At 45.2% G+C, this 17,724-nt stretch carries 12 protein-coding genes; 10 read left to right on the top strand and 2 right to left on the bottom strand.

All coding sequences use genetic code 11. The features are described from left to right. The first annotated feature begins 13 nt into the window (after window positions 1–13). From accD to ACUM5Y_RS12670, 6 genes are all read left to right on the top strand, one after another. A complete protein-coding gene (gene accD / locus ACUM5Y_RS12695) occupies window positions 14–877 on the top strand; it encodes an acetyl-CoA carboxylase, carboxyltransferase subunit beta (RefSeq protein WP_445977244.1) in 864 nt (287 codons plus the stop codon). A gap of 4 nt (window positions 878–881) precedes the next feature. Then, window positions 882–2,129 carry a bifunctional tetrahydrofolate synthase/dihydrofolate synthase gene (gene folC / locus ACUM5Y_RS12690; protein WP_445977243.1) on the top strand — a complete coding sequence of 416 codons (1,248 nt, stop codon included), beginning with the start codon at window positions 882–884 and terminating at the stop codon, window positions 2,127–2,129. A gap of 2 nt (window positions 2,130–2,131) precedes the next feature. Then, entirely contained in the window at window positions 2,132–2,755 is a 624-nt protein-coding gene (locus tag ACUM5Y_RS12685) for an SPOR domain-containing protein (protein WP_445977242.1), read from the top strand. Between the two features lie 66 nt (window positions 2,756–2,821). Then, on the top strand, window positions 2,822–3,355 hold the full coding sequence (locus ACUM5Y_RS12680) for a CvpA family protein (protein ID WP_445977241.1): 534 nt from the start codon (window positions 2,822–2,824) through the stop codon (window positions 3,353–3,355). Between the two features lie 79 nt (window positions 3,356–3,434). Continuing rightward, window positions 3,435–4,943, top strand: coding sequence for an amidophosphoribosyltransferase (purF, locus tag ACUM5Y_RS12675; RefSeq protein ID WP_445977240.1), 1,509 nt, complete (start codon window positions 3,435–3,437; stop codon window positions 4,941–4,943). A 56-nt stretch (window positions 4,944–4,999) separates the two neighbouring features. Continuing rightward, window positions 5,000–6,175, top strand: coding sequence for an O-succinylhomoserine sulfhydrylase (locus ACUM5Y_RS12670; protein ID WP_445977239.1), 1,176 nt, complete (start codon window positions 5,000–5,002; stop codon window positions 6,173–6,175). Window positions 6,176–6,252: 77 nt separating this feature from the next. Here the strand turns inward: ACUM5Y_RS12670 and ACUM5Y_RS12665 are convergent, their stop codons facing one another. Beyond that, complete coding sequence (locus tag ACUM5Y_RS12665) at window positions 6,253–9,378, bottom strand: efflux RND transporter permease subunit (RefSeq protein ID WP_445977238.1); 3,126 nt, start codon at window positions 9,376–9,378, stop codon at window positions 6,253–6,255. Between the two features lie 11 nt (window positions 9,379–9,389). Then, entirely contained in the window at window positions 9,390–10,493 is a 1,104-nt protein-coding gene (locus ACUM5Y_RS12660) for an efflux RND transporter periplasmic adaptor subunit (protein ID WP_445977237.1), read from the bottom strand. A gap of 255 nt (window positions 10,494–10,748) precedes the next feature. On the opposite strand from ACUM5Y_RS12660, the gene ACUM5Y_RS12655 reads away from it, so the two are divergent. From ACUM5Y_RS12655 to ACUM5Y_RS12640, 4 genes are read left to right on the top strand one after another with little or no spacing between them, the layout of a single operon-like run. Next, the gene (locus ACUM5Y_RS12655) at window positions 10,749–12,671 is read left to right on the top strand and encodes an ATP-binding cassette domain-containing protein (RefSeq protein WP_445977236.1); all 1,923 of its coding nucleotides are present in this window, start codon (window positions 10,749–10,751) and stop codon (window positions 12,669–12,671) included. A gap of 3 nt (window positions 12,672–12,674) precedes the next feature. Then, complete coding sequence (locus tag ACUM5Y_RS12650; protein WP_445977235.1) at window positions 12,675–13,268, top strand: DUF2760 domain-containing protein; 594 nt, start codon at window positions 12,675–12,677, stop codon at window positions 13,266–13,268. A gap of 2 nt (window positions 13,269–13,270) precedes the next feature. Beyond that, a complete protein-coding gene (locus tag ACUM5Y_RS12645) occupies window positions 13,271–15,022 on the top strand; it encodes an Hsp70 family protein (RefSeq protein WP_445977234.1) in 1,752 nt (583 codons plus the stop codon). Further along, the gene (locus ACUM5Y_RS12640) at window positions 15,022–17,715 is read left to right on the top strand and encodes a hsp70 family protein (protein WP_445977233.1); all 2,694 of its coding nucleotides are present in this window, start codon (window positions 15,022–15,024) and stop codon (window positions 17,713–17,715) included. Before ACUM5Y_RS12645 ends, ACUM5Y_RS12640 begins: the two co-directional genes overlap by 1 nt. Window positions 17,716–17,724 lie beyond the last annotated feature (9 nt).

The following is a 17,724-nucleotide window of genomic DNA, read 5'->3' as shown; positions in this document are numbered from 1 at the left end:
TATGGAGAATTAAATGAGTAGCTGGCTAGATAAATTTGTTCCTTCGATTGTACGCAGTGAGTCGAAGAAATCTGCAGGTTCTGTACCTGAAGGCTTATGGAAAAAATGTCCTAAGTGTGAAAGCGTACTTTATCGCCCAGAGCTTGAAAAAAACCAAGATGTTTGTCCTAAGTGTGAACACCACCTACGTGTTGGCGCGCGCCGTCGCTTAGATTTGTTCTTGGACAAAGAAGGTCGTCAAGAAATCGGTGCTCACTTAGAGCCAGAAGACAAGCTTAAGTTTAAAGATTCTAAGCGTTATAAAGATCGTATCGTTGCCGCTCAGAAAGCAACAGGCGAGAAAGACGCTTTGGTTGCAATGGAAGGTGTGTTAAACGGCATGCCGGTGGTTGCCGTTGCCTTTGAATTTAGCTTCCTAGGCGGTTCTATGGGAGCCATCGTTGGTGAGCGTTTTATTCAAGCTGTGAATGTTTGTCTTGAAAAACGTATCCCGCTTGTGTGTTTTTCTGCAAGTGGTGGTGCTCGTATGCAAGAAGCATTAATTTCTCTTATGCAAATGGCAAAAACCAGTGCAGGTCTTGAACGCATGAAGCAAGAAGGCATTCCGTATATTTCGGTAATGACTGACCCTGTGTTTGGCGGTGTTTCTGCATCTCTTGCTATGCTAGGTGATCTAAACGTCGCTGAGCCAAATGCCTTGATTGGTTTTGCTGGCCCTCGCGTTATTGAGCAAACTGTTCGTGAAAAACTTCCAGAAGGTTTCCAGCGCAGTGAGTTCTTATTGGATAAAGGTGCTCTTGATATGATTATTACGCGCAAAGACATGCGTCAGCGTTTGCATAATATTCTTTCATTGCTTACCAATAAGGCGGCTTAATTAAATGACCCACCCGTCATTGGATGCCTGGCTTTCATATATTGAAAGCCAGCACCCCACTGAAATTGAGCTTGGTCTTGAGCGTGGTGCTAAGGTGCTGGCCAAATTAAATATTGGCCGGCCTAAAGCAAAAATCATTACGGTAGCTGGCACCAATGGTAAAGGCTCGACCTGTACTTTATTGACGCAATTTCTCACCGCACGAGGACATCGTGTTGGTACCTATACTTCCCCTCATTTTATCGCTTTCAATGAGCGTATCGCCCTAAATAATGTCCCTTGTGATGATGCATTAATTTGCCAAGCTTTCGAAACTATCGAGGCCTTAAGAGGTGATGTTTCTCTTACTTACTTCGAGTTCAGTACCCTTGCTGCATTGTGGATTTTTGACCAGCAGCAGCTTGACTATTGGGTGCTTGAGGTAGGGCTAGGCGGTCGTCTCGACTCCGTTAATATGGTCGATACAGATGTGGCGGTGGTCACCTCTATTGCTCTGGATCATACCGATTGGTTAGGGGACAGTTTAGAGGTTATTGCTCAAGAAAAAGTTGGTATTGCCCGTGCCGGTAAACTACTGGTCAGTGGTGTGGTTGCACCACCTGAGTCCTTGGCAGATACAGCTAAGAAAATTGGTGCTAACTTGTATCAAAAAGGTGTTGATTTTCACCTTAGTCAAGATGCTCAATCTTGGTCTTGTGCAGTAGGGGAAACAAATTACACCTCTCTGCCAATGCCACAGTTACCTTTAGAAAATGCGGCAACGGTTGTCGCCGTATTAACCTATATGGGATTAGCACCAGAAAAAGCCGAGTTAGTGGATTTGCTAACGAACTGTCAAATGACAGGTAGATTTCAACAAGTCTCTAGTGAGCCATTAACTTTCTTGGATGTTGCTCACAACCCTGAGGCCGCTCAGCAGTTGGCAACCAAGTTGGCTGAGTTAGATAAGCCTGCTATTGCGGTGTGTGGCATGCTAAAAGATAAAGATATCGCTAGCGTTGTTGAACACCTGAGTGGCGCCTTTAGTGCTTGGTTCTGTGCGGATTTGAATGTTCCGCGAGGATCGAAAGGTACGGATATAATAAACTTATTGCCAGCTAATGTGGCGACTAAAAGCCAAGCCTACGGGAGTGTGGCATTAGCGTGTGAAGCGGCTTATCAGGTGGCGCAGAAAGAAAACTGTGCACTGATTGTATTTGGATCATTTGTGACGGTAACTGACTACCTTTTATCGCAACGACCCCAGGATTAACTATGATCGATAATGCCATTAAGTATAGATTGATTGGTGCCGGGATAATGGTTTTATCCGCTGCGGCGCTTTTGCCCTTGGTATTAGATGGCGAACGCCCCGCTGAGCTTGATAGACAAGTTGAACTAGCCAAAGCGCCCGAATTTGTCGTGCAAAAAATTGAACCTGTACAAAGTTTAGAAGAAATAACGCAGGCACCAAGCTCGACTTTTGAAGAATCTACCAGCGATGAAATTCAGCTTATTCCCGTTCCTAAACAAACCAATGCTGGCAACACTGTCACCAACCTAATTGAAAAACCGACGGCCAAAGCCTCTGTCGTTGAAAAGCCCCAGCCTGCTCCGAGTGTTTCTGCACCGAAAGCGACTCCTGCCCCGGCGGTTTCGACTAAGCCCGCTGAACGCTGGACATTGCAGATCGCGACGTTCAAGAGTCAAGAAAATGCCCAACGTTTGGTGGCTAAATTAAAAGATGCTAATTACGACGCTTACAGCATTACCGTTAACTCTCTTTATAAAGTCTATGTAGGACCTGAGTTTAAGCGTGAAGTATCGGAAAAAGCACGTGATCAAATTAAGAAAGACTTCCGATTAAGCGGCTTTGTTATTAAATATTCTGTGAATTAGTAAAGCATAGTGTGTAGATCCTCAGTGACAGGACTTACAACGACATATGATTGAAATGAGGTTTTAATGGGTTCGTTAGATGCAATTTCCACCATTGATTGGTTAATTATTGCAGTGGTAGTAATTTCTACCTTGTTAAGTTTGAAACGAGGTTTTGTTAAAGAAGTTCTCTCCCTCGTTACCTGGGTGGTGGCTTTTGTTGTCGCTGTAAAGTTTTCAGATCCAATGCAATCCTTATTGGTAGAACAAGTGCAAAGTGATCAGATTCGATACATTGTCGCTTTTGTCTCCTTGTTTATTGCAAGTTTGGTAGTGGGTGCATTGGTAAGCTTTTTGTTAGGCTCACTCATACAAGTTACTGGACTAAGCAGTACCGACAGAGTGCTGGGAATGGTGTTTGGCTTTGCTCGCGGCAGTATGGTTGTGGTGGCCTTTGTTTCGCTATTAAGTTTGAGCCCAGCCATAGAAAAAACAGATATGTGGAAATCCTCTCAGCTGATTCCACAGCTAGTACTATTAAAAGATTGGACAAGAGAAATGCTTGGTAAAGGTTCGGAGTTGGTTAATCCAAGTCTGATTGACCGAGCCTTAAGCAGTTAGTTGTTTGCCAGTTAAATCAAATTGTTAAAACCTGTTGCGGCTGAACCAGCCGCCGTTTCCCAATACGAGGATCTAGAACATGTGTGGTATCGTTGGTGTCGTAGGCACGTCTATAGTTAACCAAGCAATTTTTGATGCGTTAACGCTTCTTCAGCATCGTGGGCAGGATGCTGCGGGTATGGTCACAAGCCATAATGGACGTTTATGTTTACGTAAAGACAATGGTCCTGTCAGTGAAGTGTTTCGTACACGTCACATGAAAAAACTACTTGGGAATATTGGTATTGGCCATGTTCGCTACCCAACAGCAGGCACTTCAAGCTCTGCTGAAGCTCAACCTTTCTATGTAAACTCTCCTTACGGCATTTCACTCGCTCACAATGGTAACCTTACCAATACAGCGAAGTTGAAACGTGAAGTGTTTGAGTCTGATTTACGCCATATCAATACTACTTCGGATTCTGAAGTGCTGGTAAACGTATTGGCTCATGAGTTACACGAAGAAGGTAAATTGGTACCAACTCCCGATGACATCTTTAATGCGCTAGAGCGTGTTTATCAGCGTATCGAAGGTGGTTATGCGGTAGCCGCTCTCATTACTGGCTATGGCATTCTTGCTTTTCGTGACCCAGATGGTATTCGTCCATTGATTTATGGATCACGTGAAACAGAGCAGGGCATTGAGTACATGGTTGCTTCTGAAAGCGTGGCATTAGATGCTGCAGGCTTTAAAGTAGAGCGCGATATTCAGCCGGGAGAAGCCATTTTTTTAGATGTCAATCACAAGGTCCACATGCGTCAATGCACGCCTAAAAAAGTACCACGCCCTTGTTTGTTTGAATACGTTTATTTTGCGCGTCCAGATACTGTTATTGATAGTATCTCGGTTTATAAAGCGCGTATTAACATGGGTGACCGTCTGGCTGAAAAAATTCAGCGTGAATGGCAAGATCATGATATTGATGTGGTCATTCCAATTCCGGATACCAGCCGTACAGCAGCACTACAGATCGCACAGACTCTTGGAATTCCATTCCGTGAAGGCCTGGTGAAAAACCGCTACATTGGCCGTACTTTTATTATGCCCGGACAAGCGGTACGTAAAAAATCTGTACGCCAAAAACTTAATCCTGTGCCATTTGAATTCAAAGATAAAACCGTGCTTTTGGTAGATGACTCGATTGTTCGTGGTACGACCAGTAAAGAAATCATTGAAATGGCCCGCGAGGCAGGTGCTAAGAAGGTGTATATCGCCTCCGCTGCGCCTGAAGTGCGTTATCCAAATGTTTATGGTATCGATATGCCAGCTGCCCACGAATTGATTGCACATAATCGCAATGTAGATGATATCTGTGAACTGATCGGCGCTGATAAGCTCATTTTCCAAGATTTGGATGATCTGATTGAAGCTTGTATTGATGAGAAACACTCTGATGTACGTGAATTCGATACCTCAGTTTTTGATGCAACCTACATTGCTGGCAACATTGATGCAGACTATCTAGCCAACTTAGAAGGTAGCCGTAACGATACCAATAAAACGAATGTTGAAGTGACGGCATCTAGCGATATGATGCACCCAATGTAATCTCGACTAAAGTAAAAGTATGCATTCAACGTTCAGTGAGTATTTAAGGATAAAAAATGTCGAATTTTAAAGATGCGACAAATGCCATTCACGCAGGTGTCGCGCAAACCCAAGAACAAGAAAATAGTGAAGCTATTTTCATGACCTCTAGTTTTGCCTATGCCAGCGCTGAAGAGGCTGCTGGTAAGTTTTCTGGCGATGATGATGGTAATGTGTATTCCCGCTTTACTAACCCAACCGTAAGTTTGTTTGAAAAGCGTTTAGCCAGCTTAGAGAAGGGTGAGGCCGCCATTGCAACCAGTTCTGGCATGGCAGCGCTTATGACACTGGCTTATAGCTTACTAAGTGCTGGCGATCGTGTGGTTTGTTCCCGCAATATCTTTGGCTCTACCGTGAAGTTTTTTAACACCTATACGGTTAAGTTTGGTGTTGAAGTGGTCTATGTGGATGCGACTGACTATGCCGCATGGGAAGAGGCCATTACAGATAAAACAAGCCTTTGCTATTTTGAAACACCTTCTAATCCACTTTACGAAGTGGTTGATGTGGCGAAAGTGTCACAATTAGCACATGACAAAGGTGCTTTGCTTTGTGTTGATACGGTTTTGGCAACCCCTGCATTGCAAAACCCTCTGACACAGGGCGCGGATATCGTTATGCAGTCCGCTACCAAGTTCATCGATGGCCAAGGTCGTTGTTTGGGTGGGGCGCTTATTGCTAGCCAAGAAATCGTTGATGTTTTCACTGCCTTTATGCGCAGTGCTGGGCCTTGCATGAGCCCTTTCAATGCTTGGGTCTTGCTCAATGGTTTAGAGACCTTGTCTCTGCGTATGACGGCCCATTCAGCCAATGCCATTAAGTTGGCGCAATACCTGGAAGCGCACGAGAAAGTGAAGAAGGTAAATTATGGTGGTTTACCGAGTCATAAGTATCATGAGCTGGCGAAACAACAGCAAAAAGACTTTGGTGGTCTGTTATCTTTTGAGCTAGAAGGTGGACGCGATTCGGCTTGGCGCTTTATTAATAGCACTAAGCTTATGTCGATTACCGGTAACTTGGGCGATACCAAAACCTTGGTGACCCATCCTGCTACCACTACCCATGGACGCTTAACGGATGAAGAAAAGCAAAAGGCAGGTATTGCTGAAGGCTTAGTTAGGGTATCGGTTGGTTTAGAAGATATTGACGATATTATTGCGGATGTTGAGCAAGCGTTAGGCCAACTAGATTAGTTTCTTTAGCTAGAATAACTTAGCTCAAATAACCCTCAATGCTTGGTTAAGCCAAACATTGAGGGTTTTTTTATGCCTTACTCAAAGTGAATGGATTCAAGCTGAGCTTTTTCCTTTTTACGATACCCCAATACCAGTAGGCAAGGAGTCAGTATCAGTGTTAAAGGTGTCGCAAAGGTGAGTCCGCCAACAATGGCAGTTGATAGCTGGGTCCACCATTGAGCCGAAGGCGCGCCGACACTCATTGCTTGGTGAGTTAGGTCAATATTGAGCTGGAACACCATAGGTAATAACCCCAGTATGGTGGTGATAGTGGTTAACATAACCGGTCTCAAGCGTTGTACCCCTGTACGAATGGCCGCTTCACGCACCAACATGCCTTGCTTACGTAGGCTATTAAAGGTGTCAATCAATACAATGTTGTTGTTGACCACTATGCCCGCCAAAGCAATGACACCAACACCACTCATAACCACGCCAAAAGGTTCGCCTTTGGCCATTAAGCCAATAAATACCCCCATGGTAGAAAATATAACCGCACTCAGAATCAATAGACATTGGAAGAAGTTATTGAACTGAGTCACAAGAATAATCGCCATGATAAAGAAAGCCACACCAAAGGCTTTCATCAAAAAAATCATAGATTCCTGTTGATCTTCGGTATTACCACGGAACTCATAGGATACATTATCCCCTAAATGAGAGGCATCGAGTTGAGCTTTGATAACTTTAATGACCTCATCGACAACCAGCCCATCTCTAACATCCGCTTCAATCGTCACAGTCTTTTTGCCATCTGTTCGATTTACTACCCCTTGTTTCGGCGCAGCATAGCGGTGAATAAAGTTACTGGCTGGGATGCTGCCTTGGGCAGTCGGAATTTGTAGTTGATCCAATTGCTCTAGATTTCTCTGCTCAACCGGGTAGCGGAGCACAATATCGATTTTGTCATCAGCGCCTTCTGGTAAAAAGTCACTTAACGTAATACCTGTCGTAACCAGCTTAGTGACATTGCCAAGCATGTTGACATCTACCCCATAGAGACTGGCTTGGGCACGATCAATGTCTATTCGCCATTCAATGCCGGGCAATGAACGGTTATCACTGACCGTGATAATTTCATCACGAGCGAGCAGTTCAGCACTGATTTTATCCGCAGCGATATTTAAGGCCTCGGTGAAATTCGAACTAAGTTGCAATTGAATATCTGCACCGGATTGAGGTCCGCCTTGTTGCACCTCAGAGCTTACTTCAATGCCCGGGATTTGATTGGTTCTGGCTCGGATCTTATCTAAGATAATACTGGCAGGCTCACGGCTATACCAGTCGGTAAACTCCAAACTCATGGTGCCGATACTGTCTGTGGCGGCGTTATTACCAGGTGTTGAATAGACAGACACAACCGTACTTTTCAGGCCTGGGAAGCCAAGTACTTGTTGCTCAACTTGTTTAACGAGCTGATCTTTTTCGTTCAGGGATAAATCCCCGCGGGCACGGATATCAAGGCTGGCGGCTTCAGGTTCTACATTGGGGAAAAACTCTACACCCTTACCAAACTTACCGTAACTGATAAAAATACTGATCATCAAAGCTATGGTGAAAAGTAATACCCAGACTGGACGCTCAACTAATCGAGCTAATAAGCGGCTATAGAAGCCTGAGGGGCCTTTAAGTAAGCTTAAATCACCCGTTTCGGTAATGCGTAAGGTGTTGAGCATTTTGTCTGAATAGGCGCCTTTCTTACCTATGATGGAGCCGATCGTTGGGATAACGATTAGCGCCATGACTAATGAAGAGGCCAAAGTAGCTATGATGGTGATGGGCATATAGCGCATGAACTCACCAACAATGTCTGGCCAGAATAGCAGAGGCATAAATACTGCAAGTGTTGTTGCTGTAGAAGCGGTTATGGGCCAGGCCATGCGTTTAGCCGCTTCACTGTAGGCTTGCTGCTTGGAAGCACCTTCAGCCAGTTTTCGGTCAGCGTATTCAGTGACCACAATGGCGCCATCCACCAACATACCCACACTTAGTATCAGCGCAAACAGTACCACCATATTGATGGTGTAGCCTTGTATGTCCAGTAACAGAATGCCAGATAGGAAAGCGCCCGGAATGGCTATGCCCACTAAAAATGCGCTGCGAATGCCAAGCGCCCAAACAATAACGATCATGACTAACAAAGTAGCCGCCAGCACATTATTAAAGAGATCGTTCAGGGAAGTTTCAATTTCTTTAGATTGGTCTTCTGTGAGCTGATATTGAACGCCTTCTGGCCAATATTGACTTTGCTCGGCGACAACATTTTTAACACTCTCTATGGTTTCGATTATATTAGCGCCAACTCGTTTGGATACTGCCAGGGTGATGCTTCGCTGACCGGCTGTTCTCGCATAGCTGGTGGCGTCTTCAAAAGTAAGCTCGCCGGTGGCGATATCACCAAGAAGCACCACATCGTCACCACTTACCTTAATTGGAAGGTTTAAGATGTCTTCTTTGGTTTTTAACAGCCCAGGAACTTTTAACGCAAACTTACCTGCGCCTGTGTCTAAGTTACCCGCGGCCACAAGACGGTTATTGTTGGCCACAAAGCTGGCAACATCTGATAGAGATAAGTTGTAAGCTTCAAGCTGTTCTGGGCGGATGATGATCTGTGCTTGCTGATCTCTGTCGCCACTAATAGCGGCTTCTAATACACCGGTTGTCGCTTCTATAGCGTCTTGAAGGTTATTGGCAACTTGGCTCAAAACTGCAAAGTCAACATTGCCAGATAAGTTCACTCGCAAAACAGGAAAAGTCGACAGGTTGATTTCATTAACCGTGGGTTCGTCTGCGTCATCAGGCAGTTCACTTTTGGCTCGGTCTACCTTTTCTTGGGCATCGATAATGGCTTGATCGATATCTGTACCAGAATCAAACTCAAGAATAATCGACGCATGACCTTCCGAGGCGGTGGAACGCAATTCCTTTAGTCCCTCTAAGCCTTTAAGCTCTTTTTCAAGAGGATGAACCAGCAAGCTGTCTGCATCTTCAGGCGAAATGCCTTCTAAAGAAACTGACACATAAGCCATCGGAATGGTGATGTCAGGGTTACTTTCTTTGGCGATCTCAATATAAGAAACCGTACCAGCGATGAGTATCAACACAAAGAACATCATGACGGTTCTTGAGCGCGCTAGGGCCGCTTCAATAACTTTTTGCATCGGATTTATCCTTAGTCTTGATAATGAGCGTTTACTTTATCGCCTGGCGAAACAAAGCCTTGGCCCACGGTAATGATATTGATGTTATCGGGTAATCCGGTCACCCATACTTTGTCCCGCTCAGATTTCACAATTTCCACAGGCATGAGGGTAACAATGTTGTCGACATCCAAAACCTTGACAGCGGTGTTGCCACTGTCATCAAGGGTTAACAGGGCAGGTGAAAATGCTTGGGCTTTTTGATCCTCTAACAAGAAATCAACATTTGCAGAGAGTCCAGCTGGTATTTTGTAATCAGGGTTGTCGACGAGTATTTCCACACTAATGGTACGACTTGCCTCATTAGCTGTGGTGCTAATATAAGACACTGTGCCTTCAGCACTTCTACCAGATTCGAAGGTCACATCTGCTAGTGTGCCCAGATCAATTTTGCTGACTTTATTTTGCGGTATGTTTACTTGAACTCTAATAGGGTCAAGAGAAACCAAGGTGCCTACGGAAGCGTCGTTGGTCAGAAAAGCGCCTTTTTGCACGTTTAAGGTGTTTAGCACGCCAGTGAATGGTGCCGTTAGATTGGCGTTTTCTAAGTCAATTAACAAAGACTGATAATTAGCTCTTGCGGTGGCTAAATTAGCATCGGCTTGAGCAAGGTTAACCCGAGTGCTGTAGTTGCTCGAGGAAAGTTTCTTAATACCTTCGAACTCTAGCGTTCTTTGCTTAAGAATTAATTTAGCCTCTTCAGTTTGACTGGCTAACACTCTGGTATCGATTTTTAGAATAGAACGCCCTTCGGTGATTGTGTCACCTTTGTCGGCGAAAAGTTGTACGACACGGCCTTGGAAGGTGTTTCTTAATTCAAGGGTTTCATTTGCAAGTGTTTTTCCACTAAGTGGAAGGTGCAATTGTATTGGGCGAGCAGTTATTGTTTGCGCTTGAACGGAATAGCTGGGTTTTGATTCTGCTTTTGCAGTACTGACTTGAGTGTCTGTCGTGGCGCTTTGGTTTGTCTGTGAAGGGGCGGTTGTTAAACCATTGTCACCTGTCGCCATCCATAATATTGCAACACCGGTAACCACCACTGCCGTGATTGGGCCTATTTTATTTTTTAATTCCATTCAATACTCCACTTTCAAGTATACGGCTAATGTGACATTAACTTAGCTGAGAAAAATTTAACTTTATGTCTTGTAAGATAACACAAGCATTAGCCATTTATGTGCGGCTAAGTGGAATTTTTATCAAATTGTTTGCACATTTATACGGCGGTCCATGCAAAGGACTTTTTGTGATTATGTGCGGGTAATTGCTGAATCTGTGTTAGGAAGAATGCTAATATACCGCCACAAAATTTTTACATTATTTGGATAGATATGAGTCTATTGTCATTAGAGCAGGTGAGTGTTGCATTCGGACACAATCCTTTGCTTTCAAAAATTAGTTTTTCTGCAAACGCTGGTGAAAGGGTTGCCATCATAGGTCGCAACGGCGCCGGTAAATCTACCTTACTTAAAATTATCTCTGGCGAACAAGTCGCCGATGAAGGTGTGGTGCGTTTAGAAGGAGGCATGCGCTTAGCACAATTGCCTCAAGAGTTACCTGATGCCAATGAGAAAACAGTGCGTGAAGTGGTAAGTGAAGGGGCAGGTAAAGCGCATGAACTTATGTCTCGTTACTACAAATTACTGGAAGATCTAGACACAGATCACAGTAATGAGCTTGGAGACATTCAAGTAGAGTTAGACAAAATTCAAGGTTGGGATCTCGAACAACGTGTGAATCACATGGTGCAGCGATTGGCACTGCCGGCTGAGAAATTAATGTCTGAGTTGTCAGGGGGCTGGCGCCGCCGAGTGATACTCGCACAAGCGCTGATTTCTAACCCTGATGTATTGTTACTGGACGAGCCAACCAACCACTTGGACGTACCCACCATTGAATGGATGGAACAACAACTCCAGCAATTCCGTGGTTTGATCCTATTTATTACCCATGACCGTCGTTTTCTTGAAAAGCTGGCTAACCGTATTGTTGAGCTTGATCGCGGTAATTTATTGTCGTTCAGCGGTAATATTAATGAATTCTTAGTGTTTAAAGAAAAACTGCTAGAGGAAGAAGAACGTGCTAATGCTTTGTTTGATAAGCGCCTAGCGGAAGAAGAGGTGTGGATTCGCCAAGGTATTAAAGCGCGTCGTACCCGTAACGAAGGCCGAGTTCGAGCATTGAAAGCTTTACGCGTTGAACGTTCAGAGCGTATTAACCGTCAAGGCAATGCCAAAATGGCCATTGAGAGCAAAGAAAAATCAGGCAAAATGGTGGCTGAATTCACTCAGGTTGCTCATGCGTTTGACGACAAAGTTATTTTGCAGCCCATGGACCTTGTGGTTTCAAGAGGCGACCGCATCGGACTGATTGGTCCTAATGGTTGTGGTAAAAGTACCTTCTTGAAGATTTTACTGGGCCAACTTGAGCCGGCTGAAGGAGCTGTGCGTATAGGTACCAAGCTTAAAGTCGCATATTTTGATCAGCTTAGGGAGCAACTCGATCCTGAACAAACGGTTGCTGAGAACGTTGGCGAAGGCAAAGAAACCATTGAAATCAATGGCCAGAACAAGCATGTGATCGGCTACCTAGGCGACTTCCTATTTCCCCCAGAAAGAGCTCGTACCCCAGTTAAAGCATTGTCTGGTGGTGAAAGAAACCGAGTTTTGTTAGCCAAGCTGTTTACCAAACCTGCTAACTTGTTGGTGATGGATGAACCGACCAATGATCTCGATGTGGAAACTCTAGAGTTGTTGGAAGAGCTGCTAATGAATTATGACGGCACCTTGCTGTTAGTTAGCCACGACAGGGCATTCCTAGACAACGTTGTTACCAGTGTGATTGCTTTTGAAGGGCAAGGCTGTGTACGCGAATACGTTGGTGGTTATCAAGACTGGATTCGACAAGGTGGTAAATTCCCAAGTGAATCTACCTCTCAGACCGATGATGTAAAGACTGCAAAACCCAGTGTCGTTGCTGAAACGCCAAAAGCACCGGTAGAACAAAAAACGGCACCTAAACCAAAAGCTAAGTTGAGTTATAAGTTGCAACGAGAGTTTGATGGTATGCCAGAGTTGATTGCCAGTCTTGAAAGCGAAGTGGCAGCTTTGCAAGAAATCACAGCTGGGGCGGATTTTTACGCAGGTGATGCGCAACAAGTACAAGATACGTTGGCCAAAATGGCTGAAAAAGAACAACAACTTGAGAACACTATGGAAAGGTGGCTTGAGCTTGAAGAAATGCAGAATGGGTAAGTTATGAGTAGTGAAATTAAACCTGTATCCTTTGCCGCTCGCTTTGCGGGCGCATTTGGGCAATTTTTTAAATACCTTGGTGATGGTCAATATGCGGCCCGTTGTCAGCAGCTAAGCCATGGCGAGCTATTGGCCAAAGAAGTTGACGCAAAAGTTATTACGGAGACAGTAGAAGTTATCCGTGAGATTGAAGTGCCAGCACCCGTATTAGACACAGTCAATACAGATGGTGCATTGCATCTACTACAGCTTCTACAGCAAGAAGCTCGTTTCATCGATTTCTTACAAGAAAGTATTGATGACTACAGTGATAGCGATGTGGGGGCTGCTGCTCGTCAAATCCATAAAGGTTGTGCCAAAGTCTTGTCTGGGCATTTTACGCTTGAAGTAGTGAACCATAGCCCGGAAAACAGCCGCATAGAAGTGGCAGCCGATTACGACAATAGCCAGATCAAACTGGAAGGTCGCGTCACTGGCGAAGGTCCTTATCAGGGTACGCTAGTGCATCCCGGTTGGCAGGTGACGGACATTCGATTGCCAAAAGTAAGTCGAACCGATCGTTTGCACATTATTGCTCCTGCCCAAGTCGAGGTGTAATCATGAGTCAGTATTTTATTGGTATCGACCTCGGTACCACGCATTCGGCTGTGTTTTATTCTGCTAAAAATGGTGACGATGCAGGACAAATTAAACCTTTAAAAATTCCTCAATTGGTTGCTCCAGGGCAGGTGGATGAATTGGCATTATTGCCGTCATTTGTTTATTACCCTCATAAAACAGAATTTCTAGAAAGTGATTTGCAACTACCTTGGGGGAAAGCCTCCAGTGTGATTGGTCAATTCGCCCGCGAGTTGGGAGCAAAATCTTCTGGGCGTATGGTGCAAAGTGCAAAAAGCTGGTTGTGCCATGCAAGTGTGTCAGTCGATGAAGCGGTTTTACCAATAGACGCTTTAGACGAGGTTGCTAAAGTCTCTCCCCAGTATATTACTCAAGCCTTGCTAGAGCATTTGGTTCAGGCTTGGCACCTTGCCTTTCCAGAAGCTGCGATGGCAGACCAAGAAGTAGTGATCACAGTCCCCGCTTCTTTTGATCCAGCGGCAAGGGTTGCGACAGAACAAGTCGCGCAACAATTAGGGCTGCGTGCGCGCTTAATTGAAGAGCCGTTGGCGGCGTTTTATGCCTGGTTAGGGGATCAATCTAACTGGGCAGATAAACTCACGGTTGATGATCAGGTTTTGGTCGTGGATGTGGGTGGTGGTACAACCGATCTGTCCTTGATTCAAGCGGTTGAGAAAGACGGTGCGCTAGGGCTTGAGCGTGTCGCTGTGGGTCGCCACATCCTGCTCGGTGGCGATAACATGGATATGACCCTTAGTTATCATCTTGCTGCACAACTGGCTCAGTCTGGGACGCAACTGGAAGCTTGGCAGGTTAGTGGTTTAACTCAAGCTTGCCGACAAGCAAAAGAACGTTTGTTAGCTGATGCTTCCCTCGCTGAAGTGAGTGTGGTGGTACCCAGCCGTGGCCGTAGCTTATTCAATAACAGCATTAAAGCAACGCTTACTCAAACAGATGTAGAAACTCTACTACTACAAGGCTTTTTTCCTGAAGTTAATTATGGTGAGCACGCTCAAAAAACGACTCGTAGTGGTTTCAGCACCATTAACCTAGATTATGAAACCGATCCTGCGATCACACGTCATATCAGCGAATTCTTAGCCCAGCATGATGCCAAGCCAAGCAAAGTATTGCTCAATGGTGGTGTCTTTAATGCAAGCATGATTCGTCAGCGTATTGAAGCTCAATTAGCACAGCTTCTTGAGGACATATCTCCAGTTATGCTGGTGCCAAGTCATTTGGACTATGCGGTGGCCAAAGGCGCAACCTTTTATGCTCAGACTCAAGCCGAGGGCGGCATTAAGGTGAAAAGTGGTCTAGCGGCTAATTACTATATTGGTGTCGCCAGTCCTATGCCGGCTATACCTGGTATGCCAACACCTGTCGATGCTTTATGTGTTGCGCCGTTTGGCTTGGAAGAAGGTTCAAGTGAGCTAATGTTGCCCAATGAATTTTCTTTGGTCGTTGGGGAAAAGGTGACATTTCGATTCTTCCAATCCCAGGACGGTGAAACCGATAATATCGGCAAGGTGATTAGTTCTTTCGCTATTGGCAAGCTATTGGAATTGAGCCCTTTGTCAGTAAGTTTAGAAGCGGGACATTATCAAGCGGGCGACATGGTGCGCGTTTACTTAACCGCGCAAGTGACAGAGCTTGGTTTGCTGTTGTTGCAAGCTCACGACAGTCAATCGGATCTAAGTTGGACAATTGAGTTTTTAGTTAGGGAGTCTTAATGTCACCAAATAGCTATCGAGTGGGTATTGATTTAGGCACTACGAACTGTGTGGTTTCTTACCTTTCAGCGGGAGTAACAGAACCTCTGTTATTATCGATGCCGCAAGTGATGGCGGATAATTCGGTGCAGGAGTTTGACTATCTGCCCAGTGCTATTTATCTATTGGCAGAAGATGAAACGCCTTCGACCGTTTTACCTTGGACAAAGACAGCCTACGATAATCTCGCTTGTATTGTGGGCAGTGGCGCATTGGCGTTAGGTCAACGACGTGCGGATCAACTGGTACAAAGTGCTAAGAGTTGGCTAAGTCATAGTAAGGTCGATAGAAGAGCAAAAATTCTGCCTTGGGGCAGTGAAAACGGCCAAAAACTTAGCCCGTTGCAAGCCAGTAAAATCTTGCTGGCGCATATTCGTGCAAGTTGGAATCAGCAATTCCCAGAGGCCTTATTGGAAGAGCAAGAAGTGGCTTTGACGCTGCCAGCTTCCTTTGATGAAGAAGCCCGTGCTTTGACTCTGGAAGCGGCGAAGCTAGCAGGGTTGAAACATTTATACCTATTAGAAGAGCCTCAGGCAGCTTGTTATTATTATATGAATGATGACGCCAAATTGGCTGCGATTGCCGATAAAAAAATGCTCTTAGTGGTGGATATTGGTGGCGGCACAAGCGATTTCAGTTTAGTAGAAATAAAACCATCTAATACTCAAACGGGTGAGATTACTCTGAAGCGTATTGCGGTTGGAGATCACCTTTTACTAGGGGGCGATAATCTTGATCAAGCCCTTGCTTTCCAGTTAGACCCTCAGCAAATATCTGCGTTGTCTACCAGTCGACTTGCCGCTCTGGTACAGCAAACACGCCAAGCGAAAGAGCAGTTGTTAGCTGCGAATGCTCCTGAAAAAGTCAGTATTACTGTGCTGGGTGGCGGTCGCCGTTTAATTGGCGGTTCGCAAAAGTTTGATGTGTATCAGCAGGCCTTACTCGAACAGGTGGAAACAGGTTTTTTGCCTAACGTGACCCTCAGCGATAAGGTCGTGAAAAGTAGCTATGGTATGCATACACTAGGCTTGCCTTACGAAGCGGATGCTGCCTTCACTCGACATCTTGGGGCCTTTTTGACCCAGCACCAATCAGTGATTGTTGCGGCCACAGGCCATAGTATGCCAGATGCTGTGTTATTTAACGGTGGTCTGTTTAACAGCCAAATCTTAAAACAGCGCTTTCTTGATCAACTGACGTCATGGTCTGACCATCCTTTACTGAGTTGTTTAGCGCCAGAGCCTAATTCAGCAGTGGCGAAAGGTGCCGCCTTGTACCTAAGTGCTCTAGCAGGTGAGGGTAAGGGCATAGAAAGTGGGGCTGCTCATAGTTTATATCTACAATTGGCTGATGATCAGTTTGTGGGTATTTTACCGAAAGGAACCCATAGTGCCCAAGCGATTACCCTAGAGCAGACATTTTATGTGGCTGTGGGTGAACCCGTACAATTCCCTTTATACCGCGCTGATGATTCCATCGAATGCCTTCCTGGGGCACTTCATGACGCTTCAGGCATGCATTTTGTGTCGAATCTAACTACTGAACTCGATAGTCAATGCCAAGATGAACAGGTGGCGGTGCAAGTGAGCGCCCAGCTTACCGAAGTGGGTGTGTTGCAGGTCAGCCTTGTGGCAAGGGATTCTAATGACCAATGGCAGTTAGATTTTTCTACACAAGCAAAACAAGAGTTGGCTTCTTCATCCCAAGAAGAGTTACTGCATGCCAATACCGGCGCCGCAGAAGAACACTTGATGAAGTGTTTCTCTAATGTTGGGCAGAAACAATTTCCTGATTTAGTGAAATCCTTAAAACAAGATTTAGATCAGCTGTTGGGAAGCCGTGATACATGGAATCTAGCCACTTCAAGGCGCTTGGTTGATAAGTTGCTGAGCCTTAAGTCAGGCCGCAGTAAGTCTCCTGTCCATGAACGCCAATGGCTACAGTTAGTTGGGTTTTGTTTGCGCCCCGGCTGTGGTGATGCCGCAGATAAACCTCGGGTAGAACAGGTTATTAAGTTGACCAAAGCAGGGGCACTGCATGATTCTGCGCCAGTATGGGGACAGTACTGGACACTGTACAGGCGTATCGCTGGTGGTCTAAGTGTTATGGGTCAGCAGGCGCTATTAAAAGAGTTTAATCAATTCTACTCGCCAGCAGGGCAGCGTTCGCGTGAAAAGATGAAAGCGCTAACGACTCGATCTAGCGACGATCTTATTCGCTTGGTGGGGGCTTTGGAGGCTTTGGCGCTTGAAGATAAGCAAGCTTTATTGGCTTGTTTGCTCAAACGATTAAACAAATCGTCTGAACCAGATACCGCATGGTGGAGTGTTGGGCGTTTGGCTTCCAGACATTTACTCTCAGGGCAAAGTGCTGTCAAACTGCCTGAAACAGAGCTTTACCCTATTCTAGATGCTTGTCTAAAAGAAGATTGGAAAAAGCGTAAACAAGCTGGCTTAGCCGCTGTTTTGATGTCCCAAGTTTGTCTTGATGAAACCGATAAAATGCCGGCATATCGTAAAAAAGTGGCCAACAAACTTAAGAAAGATAAATGCCCAAGTCAGTGGTTAGAGCGTTTAAACAGCGTGGATGAAATCAATGATGATGAGCTAAATGCCTTATTAGGGGAAAGTTTGCCAATAGGTCTACGTCTCTAGACTACTCTA

It is taken from the genome of Marinomonas dokdonensis, from assembly GCF_052747885.1.
The sequence above is the reverse complement of the archived record's forward strand: the minus strand, read 5'-3'. Positions and strand labels throughout refer to the sequence as shown.

Excerpts from the sequence above, each read along its gene's own strand:
- accD (WP_445977244.1), top strand. The coding sequence starts at position 14 with ATGAGTAGCTGGCTAGATAAATTTGTTCCTTCGATTGTACGCAGTGAG.
- folC (WP_445977243.1), top strand. The coding sequence starts at position 882 with ATGACCCACCCGTCATTGGATGCCTGGCTTTCATATATTGAAAGCCAG.
- ACUM5Y_RS12685 (WP_445977242.1), top strand. The coding sequence starts at position 2,132 with ATGATCGATAATGCCATTAAGTATAGATTGATTGGTGCCGGGATAATG.
- ACUM5Y_RS12680 (WP_445977241.1), top strand. The coding sequence starts at position 2,822 with ATGGGTTCGTTAGATGCAATTTCCACCATTGATTGGTTAATTATTGCA.
- purF (WP_445977240.1), top strand. The coding sequence starts at position 3,435 with ATGTGTGGTATCGTTGGTGTCGTAGGCACGTCTATAGTTAACCAAGCA.
- ACUM5Y_RS12670 (WP_445977239.1), top strand. The coding sequence starts at position 5,000 with ATGTCGAATTTTAAAGATGCGACAAATGCCATTCACGCAGGTGTCGCG.
- ACUM5Y_RS12665 (WP_445977238.1), bottom strand. The coding sequence starts at position 9,378 with ATGCAAAAAGTTATTGAAGCGGCCCTAGCGCGCTCAAGAACCGTCATG.
- ACUM5Y_RS12660 (WP_445977237.1), bottom strand. The coding sequence starts at position 10,493 with ATGGAATTAAAAAATAAAATAGGCCCAATCACGGCAGTGGTGGTTACC.
- ACUM5Y_RS12655 (WP_445977236.1), top strand. The coding sequence starts at position 10,749 with ATGAGTCTATTGTCATTAGAGCAGGTGAGTGTTGCATTCGGACACAAT.
- ACUM5Y_RS12650 (WP_445977235.1), top strand. The coding sequence starts at position 12,675 with ATGAGTAGTGAAATTAAACCTGTATCCTTTGCCGCTCGCTTTGCGGGC.
- ACUM5Y_RS12645 (WP_445977234.1), top strand. The coding sequence starts at position 13,271 with ATGAGTCAGTATTTTATTGGTATCGACCTCGGTACCACGCATTCGGCT.
- ACUM5Y_RS12640 (WP_445977233.1), top strand. The coding sequence starts at position 15,022 with ATGTCACCAAATAGCTATCGAGTGGGTATTGATTTAGGCACTACGAAC.